General features: G+C 72.4%; 10 protein-coding genes. 3 read left to right on the forward strand and 7 right to left on the reverse strand.

Going from position 1 to position 13,484, the window contains the following annotated elements; genetic code table 11:
- Positions 1-54: 54 nt before the first annotated feature.
- The 4 genes from B1729_RS00670 to B1729_RS00685 form a co-directional block, all read right to left on the reverse strand.
- Positions 55-2,745, reverse strand: a complete 2,691-nt coding sequence (locus B1729_RS00670; protein WP_163630142.1) for a LuxR C-terminal-related transcriptional regulator — start codon at positions 2,743-2,745, stop codon at positions 55-57.
- 99 nt (positions 2,746-2,844) lie between these two features.
- Positions 2,845-5,100: a multicopper oxidase family protein gene (locus tag B1729_RS00675; protein WP_163630144.1), complete on the reverse strand. Its 2,256-nt coding sequence runs from the start codon at positions 5,098-5,100 to the stop codon at positions 2,845-2,847.
- Between the two features lie 9 nt (positions 5,101-5,109).
- Entirely contained in the window at positions 5,110-5,640 is a 531-nt protein-coding gene (locus tag B1729_RS00680) for a DUF6220 domain-containing protein (protein ID WP_163616083.1), read from the reverse strand.
- 157 nt (positions 5,641-5,797) lie between these two features.
- A complete protein-coding gene (locus B1729_RS00685; protein WP_163616081.1) occupies positions 5,798-6,370 on the reverse strand; it encodes a DNA-3-methyladenine glycosylase I in 573 nt (190 codons plus the stop codon).
- Positions 6,371-6,535: 165 nt separating this feature from the next.
- On the opposite strand from B1729_RS00685, the gene B1729_RS00690 reads away from it, so the two are divergent.
- Positions 6,536-6,940, forward strand: a complete 405-nt coding sequence (locus B1729_RS00690) for a glucose-6-phosphate dehydrogenase (RefSeq protein WP_163616079.1) — start codon at positions 6,536-6,538, stop codon at positions 6,938-6,940.
- A gap of 87 nt (positions 6,941-7,027) precedes the next feature.
- On the opposite strand, the gene B1729_RS00695 is transcribed toward B1729_RS00690, so the two are convergent.
- Together B1729_RS00695 and B1729_RS00700 are read right to left on the reverse strand one after the other, a co-directional pair.
- On the reverse strand, positions 7,028-9,133 hold the full coding sequence (locus B1729_RS00695) for an acyl-CoA dehydrogenase (protein WP_163616077.1): 2,106 nt from the start codon (positions 9,131-9,133) through the stop codon (positions 7,028-7,030).
- 182 nt (positions 9,134-9,315) lie between these two features.
- Positions 9,316-9,570, reverse strand: coding sequence for a hypothetical protein (locus B1729_RS00700; protein WP_163616075.1), 255 nt, complete (start codon positions 9,568-9,570; stop codon positions 9,316-9,318).
- A gap of 155 nt (positions 9,571-9,725) precedes the next feature.
- On the opposite strand from B1729_RS00700, the gene B1729_RS00705 reads away from it, so the two are divergent.
- Positions 9,726-11,000, forward strand: a complete 1,275-nt coding sequence (locus B1729_RS00705; protein WP_163630145.1) for a GNAT family N-acetyltransferase — start codon at positions 9,726-9,728, stop codon at positions 10,998-11,000.
- Between the two features lie 187 nt (positions 11,001-11,187).
- Here B1729_RS00705 and B1729_RS00710 read toward each other — a convergent pair whose 3' ends face one another.
- Positions 11,188-12,864, reverse strand: a complete 1,677-nt coding sequence (locus B1729_RS00710; RefSeq protein WP_163630148.1) for a formate--tetrahydrofolate ligase — start codon at positions 12,862-12,864, stop codon at positions 11,188-11,190.
- A gap of 123 nt (positions 12,865-12,987) precedes the next feature.
- Here B1729_RS00710 and B1729_RS00715 point away from each other — a divergent pair, with 123 nt between their 5' ends.
- Positions 12,988-13,449: a GNAT family N-acetyltransferase gene (locus B1729_RS00715; RefSeq protein ID WP_163630149.1), complete on the forward strand. Its 462-nt coding sequence runs from the start codon at positions 12,988-12,990 to the stop codon at positions 13,447-13,449.
- The last annotated feature ends 35 nt before the right edge of the window (positions 13,450-13,484 follow it).

Here is a 13,484-nt window from a genome sequence, read left to right on the forward strand (position 1 = left end):
GGACCGGCAGCCGGCATCCGTTGCGGTACGTACTTTTCACGACGCAGCCCCCCTTCACGACGCGGCCTGGCCATCCGCGCCCGCCGCCCACCGCTGCACCAGCGCGAGCCGCGACTCGACGCCCAGCCGGCGGTAGACATGCTGCAGGTGGGTCTCGACGGTGCGTTCGCTGAGGAAGAGCCGCCGCGCGATCTCGGCGTTCGACAGACCCGCCACGACCAGATCGACGACCTCGGACTCGCGGCGGGTGAGCTCCCCCGCGCCGCCCCGGCGGCCACCGATCCGCACGCCGATGGTGCGCGCGAGCCGGCGCGCGCGATCGCCCCAGTCGTCGAGGCCCTGCGTGTCGAAATACGGCACCAGTTCGAGCACCGCGTCACGTGCCGAGGCTTCACCGCGCTCCGCGGCGAGCTCGGCCCATTCCAGCCGGGTCTCGGCGGCGAGCCCGGCGAATCCGAGGCCGGCGAGGGTGGTCGCACTGTCGTCGAGCGCCTCGATCGCGTCTCGGCGACCGCGGGTGGGCACGAGGCGCAGCGCCCGCACGCGTTGCGCGAGGGCGGCGGCGGGCGGGCTCGTCGCCAGCCTCTCGAGCTCGGCGAGGGCGAGATCGAGGACCGCGTCGTCGCCGTGCTGGAGCGCCAGCCGCGCCGACAGCATGGGCAGCAGCAGGCGCGACGGCCCTTCGGTCCGCTCCATGCGGAACTCGAACGACGGCGGCATCGATCCGCCGTCGCGCAGGGCCAGCTGCGCGCGGGCGAGCTGCACGATGGTCGCGAGCAGCAGATTGCCCTCGAGGGGGAAGATGCGTCCGGCCTCGGCGACGAGCGATCGCGCCCGCGCGACGTCGCCGCGCATCGCGCTCAGCAGCGCCACCCACGCCGCGCACCGCACCAGCCCGCGCGGCACCGGCGCCGCGCGGGTCATCGTCAGGGCGCGCTCGGCGTTCTCGGTCGCGGCGATGAGATCGCCCCGCATCGTGGCGACGGCGGCGCGCTGAACGACGACGGATGCCTCGACCGCACGCGGCACGCGTCCGTCGAACGGCGTCGCGGCATAGCGCTGGGCGGCCTCGAGATCGCCCCGCAGCGTGCACAGCCGGATGAGTTCGCGCAGCAGCGCGCCGGCCAGCTCCGGCGCGGCGTCGCCTGCTACTGCGAACCCCTGAGCCGCCTGGTTCTCAGCAAGCTCCAGGTCTCCGGCGATCGATGCCCGCACCGAGCGGCCGAGCGCCGCGGCTCCGCGCCCGGTGGGCGTCGCGTCGTCGCCGTCGAATCCGACGAGGACCGCGCACACGGCATCGGTCTCGACGAGATCGTCGCCACGGTCGGCCAGGAACAGGTGCCGCACCGCCATCGCCGCACGATGATCGGGGGTGTCGTAGACGCCCACTGTCAGCGGGGTGGCGGCGGGCGTGCCGCGATCCGCCCTGAGGTAGATGCGATACAGGTGGAGCTCGTCCCGCTGCGCAGGCGTGGCGACGTCGGCGAGGCGCTCGGCGCGGCGCAGGAGCACCTCCGCCTCCTCGAGCGGACCTGCGAAATACCGCGCCACCGCATGGGCGAACAGCGTCTCGAACGCGCGTACCCGGTCAGCCGGCGTGCCGCCGTCGACCGCCGACTCTGCGAGGGCGGCGGCGACCTCGAGGTCGGCGACGGCTCCATCGGGATCGGATGCCGCCAGCCGGCGTTCGGCCGACGCCCTCAGCACCGCGATCGAGAAGTCGCGGGGCAGCCGGTCGGCGACGAGTCGCACGTGCTCGGCCGTCTCGCGGGGATCGACGCCGGGGAGGCCGGCGAGCGCCTCGGCGTACGCGGCGCGCAGGCCCGCAGCGCGGGCGGCCCCGGCGTGCGCTGCGACGACGACCGTGCAGACGGGCACCGCTGAGCGCACCCGCACGCCGTCGATCTCGATGAGTCCGGCGTCGACGAGCCCCGCGAGCACATCGTCGAACCCGTCGATCTGCAGCACCTGCTCGATCGCCGCGATCCGCGGAGCGGGGCCGCCGATCGCGATGACCTCGCACATGGCCCGAGCATCCGGCGGAAGGTCGGCGAGCAGGTCCTCCACGACCGCGCTCACGGCCGTCGGCACCGGATCCCCCGCCGGCGGGCGCCCGGCGCCGCCCGGCCCCGGCACTCCGCCCGGCACGGCAGGCCGGCCGCCCTTCGCATCGGGCGCCGACATGGCGCCCGACCAGACGCCGAGCAGCCTCAGACGCCCGCCGCACGCGCGCGCCGCATCGATGTCGCGCGCACCGACCGCGGCGAGCGCATCCTCCGGCGGCAGCGGCTCGACGTCGACGACGGCGGCGGGGTCCCCGCGCACGGCGTCGCGCACGAGACCCGCCGCCGAGCCGAGGGGGCGCCGCCCCGACACCACGACGACCCGCGTCGCGGCTGCCTCGCGCAGGCGTTCCACCTCGGCCCGCGGCATCCGCTGCACATCGTCGATCCACCAGATCGAGGCTGGGCCCATGCGCCCAGAGGCTCCGGGCGGCGCGCCAGCGGCGAGTGGAGGGGCAGCGGAGACGGCGTCTGGGGAGGACGTGGGGACCGTCTCCGGCAGCGCCGCCGATGCCGCGTCGACCCTCGCCCGCAGCGGCCGCAGCGCCTCATCGACCACCGCGGTCGTGCCGACACCGGCCGGACCGCTCGCGACGATCGTGCCGCCGCCCGCGCCGAGGGCGCGATCCACCGCAGCGGCGACCCGCTTGATCACCGCGTCGCGTCCCAGAAGCTGCGGCATGCCAGTCCCCCTGGCCTCGCCGCCACAGTAGCGCCTCCACCGCTGCGGCGCACCGGGTCGCGTGGCCTCGCCGCCGCAGCGCCCCGGGTCGACGAAGCCTCACTCCGGCGCGTTGCCGGCGTGGCCGCCGTCGGCGAGGGGCGTCCGCACCCCCTCGTAGGCGATGTGCATCACCATGCCCAGGGCGGCGTGGTCGAGGTTGTGGCAGTGGTCCATCCAGATGCCGGGGTTGTCGGCGACGAAGGCGACCTCCCACACCTCGCCGGGGCCGACATCGAAGGTGTCCAGCCACAGCGGCGACGCCGGCGCCACCCCGTCGACCGACAGCACGCGCACCGTGTGCCCGTGCGGGTGCATCGGGTGGGTCTCGAAGCCACGGTTCACCACCGTCACGCGTACCACGTCGCCCTCGGCGACGACCGTCGGCGCGATGTGCGGGTAGACGGCGCCGTTCACGGTGTAGGCGTACTGGGGCACGCCGTGCACGAGCCGCGGCAGCCGGTCCAGCACGTGCACGTCTTCGACGTCGAAGACCGTCCCCACGCCCTCTCCAGACGCCGTCCCCGCTGCCCCTCCACTCGCCGCTGGCGCGTCGAGCGGAGCCTCCGGCTGCGGGGGCGCAGGCGGGTCGCCCGGAGCCTCTGGGCGCGTGGGCCCAGCCTCGGCACGCGCGATCGCCTCCGCCGCTGCCGTGTCAGGCGGCGTCGACGCCGTCACCTCGGTCAGCGGGTCGAACGTGCGGACCGGCTCGACCTCGGGCAGGTCGCCACGGGCCGCATCGCCGCCGGGCGCATCACCGCCGGCCGCGTCGCCGCCGGCCGGGTCGCCGCCGGCCGCGCTGTCGTCGAGCACGACAACGGCGGCGCGGGATGCCTCAGCCCTCACCGCGACAGCGCCGGCACCCATCGTCAGCCCCACGTCGACCCGACCGCCCGCGGGCACCTCGATCGCCGAGTCCGAGAGCTCGCCCGTCTCGACCTCCGAGCCGTCGATCGCCACGACGTGGAACGGCGCACCCGAGACCGTGAACCGCTGCGCCAGCTGGTCGGTGTTGACCAGACGCACCCGCACAGTGTCGCCCGGCCGGGCGTCGATGCGCTGCTCCTCGGTGTCGGACCCGAACACGACGGCGTCTCCATAGGTGTGCAATGGCAGCACGATGTCGATGTCGTCGACCTGTCCACCCGGCGGCTGCACGACGAGCGTGCCGAACAGCCCTCGGGTCACCCCGATCGAGCCGAGCTGATGGGTGTGGTACCAGTACGTCCCCGGGCGGGTGAGCGGGAACGTCGTGACGTGCGACCCGCCCGGGGCGACGGCATCCTGGGTCACTCCCGCCACCCCGTCGGCCGCAGCAGGCACCGGATAGCCGTGCCAGTGCACCGTCGCGCCGTCGGCGATGTCGCGGTTGTCCAGCCGCACCTCGAGCACGTCGCCCACCGTGGCGGACACCGCCGGACCGCCGAGCTCGCCGAAGGTCCACGCGTCGAGCCGGCCGCCGGAGGGCACTGTCACCTCCTGCTGCTGCGCGACGAGCGCCACCTCGATGCGGGGGGCGGATGCCGACACCCGGCCGGTGAGCGCGGTGACCAGCACCTCCTGCGCGGCGCCCGTGGGCGCTCCCGCCGGCGCCGCCGGCAGTTCAGGCGCCGCGGGCAGGTCGGGCGCCGCGGGCTCGTCGGGCGCCGCCGGCCCGGCCGCCTCTGGCGCTGAGGCGCCCGGTGGTACCGGCGCGGCGCCGGGCACGGGCTGGGGATGCGGGGCACCGGTGTGGCCGTGCGCCTGGAAGCCTCCGTCGGCGAGCCCTCCGTGACCCGTCGCGCCGGTCCAGCCGACGAGCGCGAGGGCGAGCACACCCGCAGCCCCCGCGGCGAGCGCGGCCGCCGCCGGGCGGCGGCCGCGGCGGAGTCCGACCAGCGCCCAGCAGACGGCTCCGGCGATCACGGCGACGACCACCCCGATCGCCGCCCAGGTCGCGACCGGCGCCCCCAGCACGATCGAGAAGACCAGTTCGGCACCCGCCGCGAGCGCGGCGCCGCCGGCGAGCGCCCGGGCGACCTGCCATCGCAGCACGAACGCGACGACGGCGGCGACCTCCATCGGAATCGACAGGGCGAGCCCCCAGAGCCGGTCCTGGACGAAGAACGCGGATGCCGTCGCCAGCGCGGCGGCGATGAGCAGGCGTCCGATCAGCAGGGCTGCACCGGTGGCGACGAGGGCCCAGGTGACGGGGCGGGAGGGGCTGTCCGCCCGCTCCCGCCCGGCTCCTCCGCCCCCCGTCGCGAGGGTGCCCCAGACGACGGCCGCCCCGACGGCCGCTGCGCCGTACAGCAGTTGCAGGACCGCGGCCGACATGTTCTTCGCCTATCGCGACGGCGCACCGACCGCGTCGCCGGGGCTCGGCTCGGGCACCTGCGGTGCGGCCGTCCCCGGTTCTGCGGCTGTCGCCTCGGCCTCGGCATCCGTGGTCTCCGACCGGAACGCCCGCTTGTACGCCCTCTTGGCGACCACGAACGAGAACCACAGGATCAGCAGCCCGTTGAGCGGGTGGAGGCTGACCAGCAGCGTCGCACCGAGCGGCGGGTTCGCGTGGTCGGGGCCGATGTTGAAGATGAGGCCGGTGACGATGAAGATCAGCGTCTGCATGATGAGGAGGCCGACCAGCAGGACCGACAGCCAGATCGTGCTCTTGCCGGCCTTCGTCACGGCGGCCAGGATCACCGTGAGCAGGATGAGCGCGGGGAGCACGATGCGCCCGTTCCAGCCGTGGATGGCGAAGAGCTCATCCTCCGGGTCGCTGAAGACCCCCACCCCGGCGAGGTACAGCTGCATCGCGACGGCCGCGACGAGCAGGATGGTCACGACCGAGAACGCGACCCTGAGTGCCTTGCGCATGACATCCCTCCGTTCCGTCGTCCGCGGTGGGCGACGATCGTTGCTCTGTCCTGGCGACGTTACGGAGCCGCGCCGCGGCGCGGATCCGCGCCAGCACGTACATTCCCGCGCAGGATCGCGGCGTCCGACCGACGCGCCAGGGGCAGGCGAGGGGATCTCAGTGGGTGCGCCAGCAGCCGTCGACGTGATCGTCGACCATGCCGGCGGATTGCATCAGCGCGTACATCGTCGTGGGTCCGACGAAGCGGAAGCCGCGCTTTCGCAGCGCCTTGCTGAGCGCGTCCGATGCAGGGGTCGTCGCCGGCACCTCCGCGAACGACGACGGGCGGCGATGGGATGCCGGTGCGAAAGACCACATGAGGGCATCCAGCTCGCCCGGCTCGAGTTCGAGCACCAGGCGCGCGTTGGAGATCGTCGCCTCGATCTTGGCGCGATTGCGGATGATGCCGGCATCCGTCATCAAGCGCGCGATGTCGTCGTCGCGGAACGCCGCCACGACCTCGGGCTCGAAGCCGGCGAACACCTCGCGGAACCGCGGGCGCTTGCGCAGGATCGTGATCCAGGACAGTCCGGCCTGGAAGCCCTCGAGACTGAGCTTCTCGAAGAGTGCGCGGTCGCCGTGCAGCGGCACGCCCCACTCCTCGTCGTGGTAGCGGGCGTACTCGGGGTCGTCGCCGACCCACGCGCAGCGCGCGCGGCCATCGGATCCGAGGCGGACATCGGTGCTCACCGAGCCAGACTATGCGGGGCCGCCGACGCCCTTGCGACCCGGGGCACGGCACTCGAGTCGTCCTCGAACCTTCATGTCGAGGTCACACGTTCGGTCGCCGGGAGCCCCCGCCGTCGCTTACCTTGGAATGTCGGGCCTGTGCGGTCCACGCAGGGAGGAAACGCCATGAAGATCGTCGCTTCGTCGGACTGGCGGGACGCCATCCCCTTCGACACCCTCGTGCTAGTGGCCGACGTCGTTCCGGGCGAGCCGACGCGGTGCTTCACGTGCGGCGCCGACTCCGAGCCGCGCGAGCGCAGCGAGCTCTGGGCGTACAAGCACCGGCACCCGAAGAACCACGACGGCTACGTGCGCTTCTACTGCGCCGAGCACCGGCCCGAGATCCAGCTGCCTCCGTCGGCGCCGTCGCTGGCCCCCGTCCGCGGGTCGGGGCGCGCGGCCGCGCGTCCCGCCGCGGAGCGCCGCGTCGCGAAGCCGACCATCCCGGACCGCCTGCGCGCGATGTGCCCGAACTGCTTCGTCGAGGTGTCAGCGACGGGCGAGTGCGGCATGTGCGGCTGGGCCGCCTGACCGCAGAGCTGTCCGGATCGCCCCACTCGGTGAGGCGATCCGGACATCGTTAGCGTTCCGTGACCATCCCGGCGGGGACGGCCCCGCTCACTTCTTCTTGAGCGACTTCTCCGACACCGGGGCCTCGCCCGACGCGGCGAGCGCGCGGTAGTACTCGCGGGCCTCGTCCTGCCGGCGGCGCTCGGCACCCGACGCGATCGGCGCTCGCACATGCTCCGGTGCGAAGCCGTAGGCGTCGACGAGATCCTGCGCGTGCGGCCGCAACCGCGCCGCGAGGCGGTCGATGTAGCGGGAGACGGATGCCGCCCGCTGCGCCGAGAGCCGCCCGCTGATGAGGTACCACGCGAGGTGCTTCTCGATCAGGTGCAGGCCGAAGAGGTCGCGCAGCCACGTCAGCACCTGCTTGGTCCCCTCGTCGGAGACACGGTTCACGCCGTCGGTGAAGGCCTCCCACTGCAGCAGCTCGGCGTGGGCGCGAGCCGCCTCGATGAGCTCGGCCTGGTGGCTGTTGAAGAGCGCCGCCGCCTCGGCGGGCGACAGCTTGGTCGCCGGGCGCAGCGCCGCCGCGACATCGGCCACCATCCGCTGCACGCGGCCGGCGAGCAGCTCGTGCTGCTGGTCTTCGCGCAGGCCCAACTCGACCGAGCGCGCCGTCGAGCCGAGGTCGGCGACGGACTGGCCGAGCTGGCGAAGGCCCGCGCCGTGGAACAGCTTGCCCGCGGTCTGCGCGACGGCGAAGCGGGCGAGGGCCGCGGCATCCTTCCCCTTGAACTGCTTGGCGTAGTCCGACAGAAGCCGCTTGCCGACGAGCTGGAGCAGGACGTTGTTGTCGCCCTCGAAGGTGACGTAGACGTCGAGGTCCTGGTGCAGGCCCACCATGCGGTTCTCAGCGAGGAAGCCGGAGCCGCCGCAGGCCTCGCGCGCCTCCTGAATCGTGCTGAGCGCGTTCCAGGTGCTGAGGGGCTTCAGCGCCGCGGCGAGGGTCTCGAGGTCTTCGCGCTCTTCGGAGGTGTCGGTGCGGCCCGAGAAGACGCCGTCGAACTTCTTCAGCAGCTCGTCGTGGCTGAAGAACTGCGCGTAGTTCTGGGCGAGCAGGGGCAGCAGGCGCCGCTGGTGCTTGCCGTAGTCGAGCAGCACCACCTCTTCGGTGCCGGTGCCCGAGTCGAACTGGCGGCGCTGGTTCGCGTAGGTGAGCGCGATGTGCAGCGCGAGCGCGGTGCCTGTGGTGGCGGCGCCGTCGAGCGACACGCGACCCTGCACCAGCGCGCCGAGCATCGTGAAGAAGCGCCGCCCCGGGCTCGGGATGTCGGAGGTGTACGAGCCGTCCGCGGCGACCTGGCCGTAGCGGTCGAGCATGTTGAAGCGCGGCACGCGCACGTGGTCGAACGCGAGACGCCCGTTGTCGATGCCGTTGAGGCCGCCCTTGACGCCGTCGTCCTCGCTGATGATGCCGGGCAGCATGTTGCCCTCGTCGTCGCGGATCGGCACGAAGAAGCAGTGCACGCCGTAGTTGACGCCGCCGGTGATGAGCTGCGCGAAGACCGTCGCCGCCTTGCCGTGGAGCGCCGCGTTGCCGAGGTAGTCCTTGTACGCGCCGCGGAACGGCGTGTGGATCACGAACTCCTCGGTCTCGGGCTCGTAGGTCGCGGTCGTGCCGATGGCTGCGACATCCGATCCGTGCCCGGTCTCGGTCATCGCGAACGCTCCCGGGATCGAGAGGTCGAGGATGCCCGGCAGCCACTCTTCGTGATGCTTCTCTGTGCCGAGCTGGAACACCGCCGAGCCGAACAGGCCCCACTGCACGCCCGACTTGATCTGCAGGCTCGGGTCGGCCAGCACGAGTTCCTGGAAGCCGGCGAGGTTCGCGCCGTTGTCGTTGCGGCCGCCGTACTGCTCCGGCATCGCGCGCTGCGAGCCGCCGTGCTCGACGAGCAGGTGCAGCTGCGTGAGCACGCGCTCGCGGTGCTCGGCCATCGACTGGCCCTCGACGCGCCAGAACGCGGGGTCCTTGATCATCTCGCGGGCCTCACGGCGGGTGTCGCCCCACGTGCCGAGCAGCAGGTCGGTGACCGCGGCGATGTCGATGCGCGGATCGGATGCCTCGGCCGCCGTGTGCGGCGCGGTCGGGGCGCCGCCGGCGGGCGTGCGCTTGCTGGTGGCGGGCTTCTTGGTGCGGACGGCGGCGTCGGCCATGTGCATCACCTCTCGGTGCAATGGACAGAAGGAAGGTCACCTCGACCGTAGGACCCCCACAACCTCGCCTCAAAGCGACTGTTGAATGTCCACAACGCCAAGCCGAGACGGGTCGCGGGCGGGTTGTGCGAGACGCACAGGCGGGCGCCCGCAACGCGAGGCGCCCGCCTGGTTCGGTGGTGTCAGTTGGTGCGGGTGTGCGGGTTGGTCGTGTCGCCGTTCGTGCTTCCGAACGGGTTGGTGGTCTCGCCGTTGGTGCTTCCGTACGGGTTGGTGGTGTCGCCGTTCGTCTTGCCGAACGGGTTGATGACGGACCCGTTGGTCATGCCGTGGGGGTCGGTGGTGTACTCGCGAGGAGCCGCTGAGGCGGCGAGGGGCGCGCTGAGCAGCGCGACGAGGGAGCCGGCGGCGATGCCGGCGATCATCTTCTTCTTCATCGAGACAGTCCTTCGGTTGAGGGGAAGGTGCCGCTTCGGCACCCCCCCGCACGCTAGCGTGACGTTTCCGCGGCGCGGGAGGTTTATCCCCAGGCCGGCCATGGAATGCGCCGGACGATGGCGCGGTGTCGGCCGGTCGATCCACAATGGAGCCGATGACCTACCCGCGCGTGACGCTCGCAGCTTGGGGTCCGGACGACCTGCCACTCCTCGAGCGCGCCAATACACCAGAGATGACCGCGTACCTCGGAGGACCCGAGACGCCGGCGCAGCTCGAGGAGCGGCAGGCGCGCTACCTGCGGCTGGCGCAGGCAGGCGAGGCCGCGATGTACCGGATCGAGCTCGACGGCACGCCCGTCGGCGGCATCGGGTACTGGCAGGTCGAGCACGAGGGCGCGCCGGCGTGGGAGACCGGATGGAACGTGTTCCCGCAGTGGCAGGGACGGGGAATCGCCGGAGCGGCACTGCGGCTCGTCATCCGGCTCGTCGTCGCGCGCAGCGAGCGCACTCTGCTCGTCGCCTACCCGGGAGTCGACAATCCCGGCTCGAACGCGCTGTGCCGCACCGCGGGATTCGCGCATCGCGGATCGGCGAGCATGCCGTGGCGCGGCGGCGAGCTCGCCTTCAACATCTGGGTGCTCGACATGGCGCCGCTCGACCTCGACGGACGCGCACCCGACCTCGACGAGCGGTTCGACGAAGGCGTGCTCGACGAGAAGGTGTGGTGGCCGTACTACCTCGCGCACTGGTCGACGCGCGACCGCGCCGCGGCGAAGTACTCAGTCGCTCCCGAAGGGGTCGAACTGCGCATCGACGCGGACACGCCCGCGTGGTCGCCGGAGTTCGACGGCGGAAACCGCGTGTCTCACTTGCAGACCGGCCAGTTCTCGGGACCAGTGGGCGGTTCGACCGGGCAGCACCGCTTCCGCGACGGGCTCGTCGTGCGCGAGCCGCAGCCCGAGCGTCGGCTGCACCTCCCGCGGTTCGGAGTGGTCGAGGCGCGGATGGCCGCCGTGCGCCACCCGGACGCGATGGTGGCCTTCTGGCCGATCGGCTTCGAAGACCGCCCCGACGACTGCGGCGAGATCTGCATCGCCGAGATCTTCGGGTCCGAGATCGACGACACCGGCGGGTGGGTCGGTATCGGCGTGAAGGCCCAGCACGACCCGCGCCTGCGGCACGACTTCGAGAAGGTCCGCGTCGACGGCGACCTCACCGCGATGCACGACTACGCCGTCGAGTGGACGCCCGACGAGGTGCGGTTCTTCATCGACCACCGCTGGGTCAAGACCGTGCGCCAGACGATCGACTACCCGATGCAGCTCATGCTCGACGTCTACGAGTTCCCCCGCGCCGACGGCACGCGCGACACCGACGCACTCCCGCACGTGCTGCGGGTCGAGCGCGTGCGCACGTTCCCGCCGGCGTAACGTCCACCGCCGGCCGCCCGGTGCCCGGTGCCCGGTCGGGTATGCAGGGTCCTCAGCTGAGGACCCGGGCCGGGCCGGGCCGGGTATGCCGGTTCCTCAAATGAGGAACAGAGCCGGGATGAGGACCGACACGCGGATGCCGCTCCGCAACTCGGCACAGATCCTCAACTGAGGAACACTTCCGCCGTCAGAAGAGCCCGACGATGCGGCCGTCCTCGTCGACGTCGATCGTGTTGGCGGCGGGCACGGCCGGAAGGCCGGGCATCGTCATGATGTCGCCGCAGATCATCACGACGAACCGCGCGCCCGCGGCGAGGCGCACCTCGCGGATGTCGACGACGTGGCCGGTCGGCGCGCCGCGCAGCTTCGGGTCTGTCGAGAACGAGTACTGCGTCTTGGCGACGCACACCGGATAGCCGCCGTAGCCCTCGTCCTGCAGGCGCTTGATCTGCGCGCGCACGGCGGTCGACGCCGTCACCTCCGATGCGCCGTAGATGCGCGTCGCGATCGCGCTCATCTTGTGCCACAGCGTCGCGTCGTCGGGGTAGGTGAACCGGAGGGCGTCGGCGGGCTCGGCGCACAGCCGCACCACCTCGCGCGCGAGAGCCTCCGCCCCCGCACCGCCCTCGGCGAAGTGCCTCGCGACCACGGCCGTGACCCCGACCGCCTCCGACGCGGCGACGAGCGCCGCGATCTCGGCATCCGTGTCTTCGGCGCGATGGTTGATCGCGACCACAGCGGCGATCCCCCACGTCTCGCGCACGGTCGTGAGGTGCCGCACGAGGTTGGCGGTGCCGCGTTCGAGAGCGGCGACGTTCTCGTGCGGGAGGTCGGCGACGTCCACACCGCCGTGGTACTTCATCGCGCGCACGGTCGCGACCACGACGGCGACGTCCGGCCGGAGTCCGGTGGTGCGGCACAGGATGTCGACGAACTTCTCCGCGCCGAGATCGGCGCCGAATCCCGCCTCGGTGACGACGTAGTCGGCCATCCGCAGCGCGGAGTCGGTCGCGAGATACGAGTTGCAGCCGTGCGCGATGTTCGCGAAAGGTCCGCCGTGCACGAACGCCGGCGTGTGCTCGAGGGTCTGCACCAGGTTCGGTGCGAGGGCGTCGCGCAGGATCGCCGCCATCGCGCCGTGGGCCTGCAGGTCGCGCGCTCGGACGGGCCAGCGGTCGCGCGTATAGGCGACGACGATCTCGCCGAGGCGCTCTTTGAGGTCGGCGAGGTCGGTCGCGAGGCAGAAGATCGCCATCACCTCGCTGGCCACGACGATGTCGAAGCCGTCCTCCCGGGGATACCCGTTGGACGGACCGCCGAGCCCGATCACGGCGTCGCGCAGCGCGCGGTCGTTGACGTCGAGCACACGCCGCCAGGACACGCGGCGCACGTCGATGCCGAGCGCGTTGCCGTGGTGCACGTGGTTGTCGATGAGCGCCGCGAGCAGGTTCGTCGCGATCCCGATCGCCGAGAAGTCGCCGGTGAAGTGCAGGTTGATGTCTTCCATCGGCACGACCTGGGCGTACCCGCCGCCGGCGGCACCGCCCTTCATCCCGAACACCGGACCGAGGGCGGGCTCGCGCAGGCAGATCATGGCGCGTTCGCCGATGCGGGTGAGCGCGTCGCCCAGCCCGACCGTCGTGGTGGTCTTGCCCTCGCCGGCGGGCGTCGGCGACACCGCGGTCATCAGCACGAGCCGGCCGCGGGGTTTGCCGCACAGTGTCCGCAGGTGCCGCAGCGACACTTTCGCCTTGTACCGGCCGTACGGCTCCAGTTCTTCGTCGGGGATGCCGAGCCCCGCGGCGATCCGGCCGATCGGCCAGAGGTCGGCCTGCTGGGCGATCTCGATGTTGCTCGTGGCCACGCGCCGCTCCCGTCGCGGGCGCCGTCGCCCGCCGATGTCAGCCTAGGCGCGACCCCGCCCGTCGTCGCGGATGCGCACCGCGGGAGGCTGGTGCTGCTGCGGACCGCTCTCTACCGTGGAGCCATGGCGACAGCGGAGGTGCGCAGGGCCACAGTCGACGACGCCGAGCGCGTGGCCGCACTGCTGCATGACTTCAACACGGAGTTCGACACCGAGTCTCCCGGGCCGGTCGTACTGGCAGAACGCCTACGCGGCCTGCTGGCCGGGAAGCAGACGTTCGCGCTGCTGAGCGGGGACCCCGCGGTCGGGATCGCGCTCGTGACGCTGCGCCCCAACGTCTGGTACGAGGGGCCGGTGGCCCTGCTCGACGAGATGTACGTCGCGCCGCAGGCGCGCGGCGCCGGAATCGGCGGAGCGATCGTCGACCGCCTGATCGCGGACTGCCTCCGCGACGGCGTGTCGGCGATCGAGATCAACGTGGACGAAGGGGACGTCGACGCGCAGCGCTTCTACGCGCGCCACGGCTTCCACGGCTCCGACCCGGACACCGACGAGCGCGCGCTCTACTACTTCCAGGAGTTGTGACAGGCCGGCGCGACCCTGAGCGTGCCGTACACGGA

Origin of the sequence: Microbacterium sp. B35-04 (assembly GCF_010634885.1) — a bacterium.
GTDB lineage: Bacteria > Actinomycetota > Actinomycetes > Actinomycetales > Microbacteriaceae > Microbacterium.

Excerpts from the sequence above, each read along its gene's own strand:
- B1729_RS00680 (WP_163616083.1), bottom strand. The coding sequence starts at position 5,640 with ATGCGCAAGGCACTCAGGGTCGCGTTCTCGGTCGTGACCATCCTGCTC.
- B1729_RS00695 (WP_163616077.1), bottom strand. The coding sequence starts at position 9,133 with ATGGCCGACGCCGCCGTCCGCACCAAGAAGCCCGCCACCAGCAAGCGC.
- B1729_RS00670 (WP_163630142.1), bottom strand. The coding sequence starts at position 2,745 with ATGCCGCAGCTTCTGGGACGCGACGCGGTGATCAAGCGGGTCGCCGCT.
- B1729_RS00705 (WP_163630145.1), top strand. The coding sequence starts at position 9,726 with ATGACCTACCCGCGCGTGACGCTCGCAGCTTGGGGTCCGGACGACCTG.
- B1729_RS00700 (WP_163616075.1), bottom strand. The coding sequence starts at position 9,570 with ATGAAGAAGAAGATGATCGCCGGCATCGCCGCCGGCTCCCTCGTCGCG.
- B1729_RS00690 (WP_163616079.1), top strand. The coding sequence starts at position 6,536 with ATGAAGATCGTCGCTTCGTCGGACTGGCGGGACGCCATCCCCTTCGAC.
- B1729_RS00715 (WP_163630149.1), top strand. The coding sequence starts at position 12,988 with ATGGCGACAGCGGAGGTGCGCAGGGCCACAGTCGACGACGCCGAGCGC.
- B1729_RS00675 (WP_163630144.1), bottom strand. The coding sequence starts at position 5,100 with ATGTCGGCCGCGGTCCTGCAACTGCTGTACGGCGCAGCGGCCGTCGGG.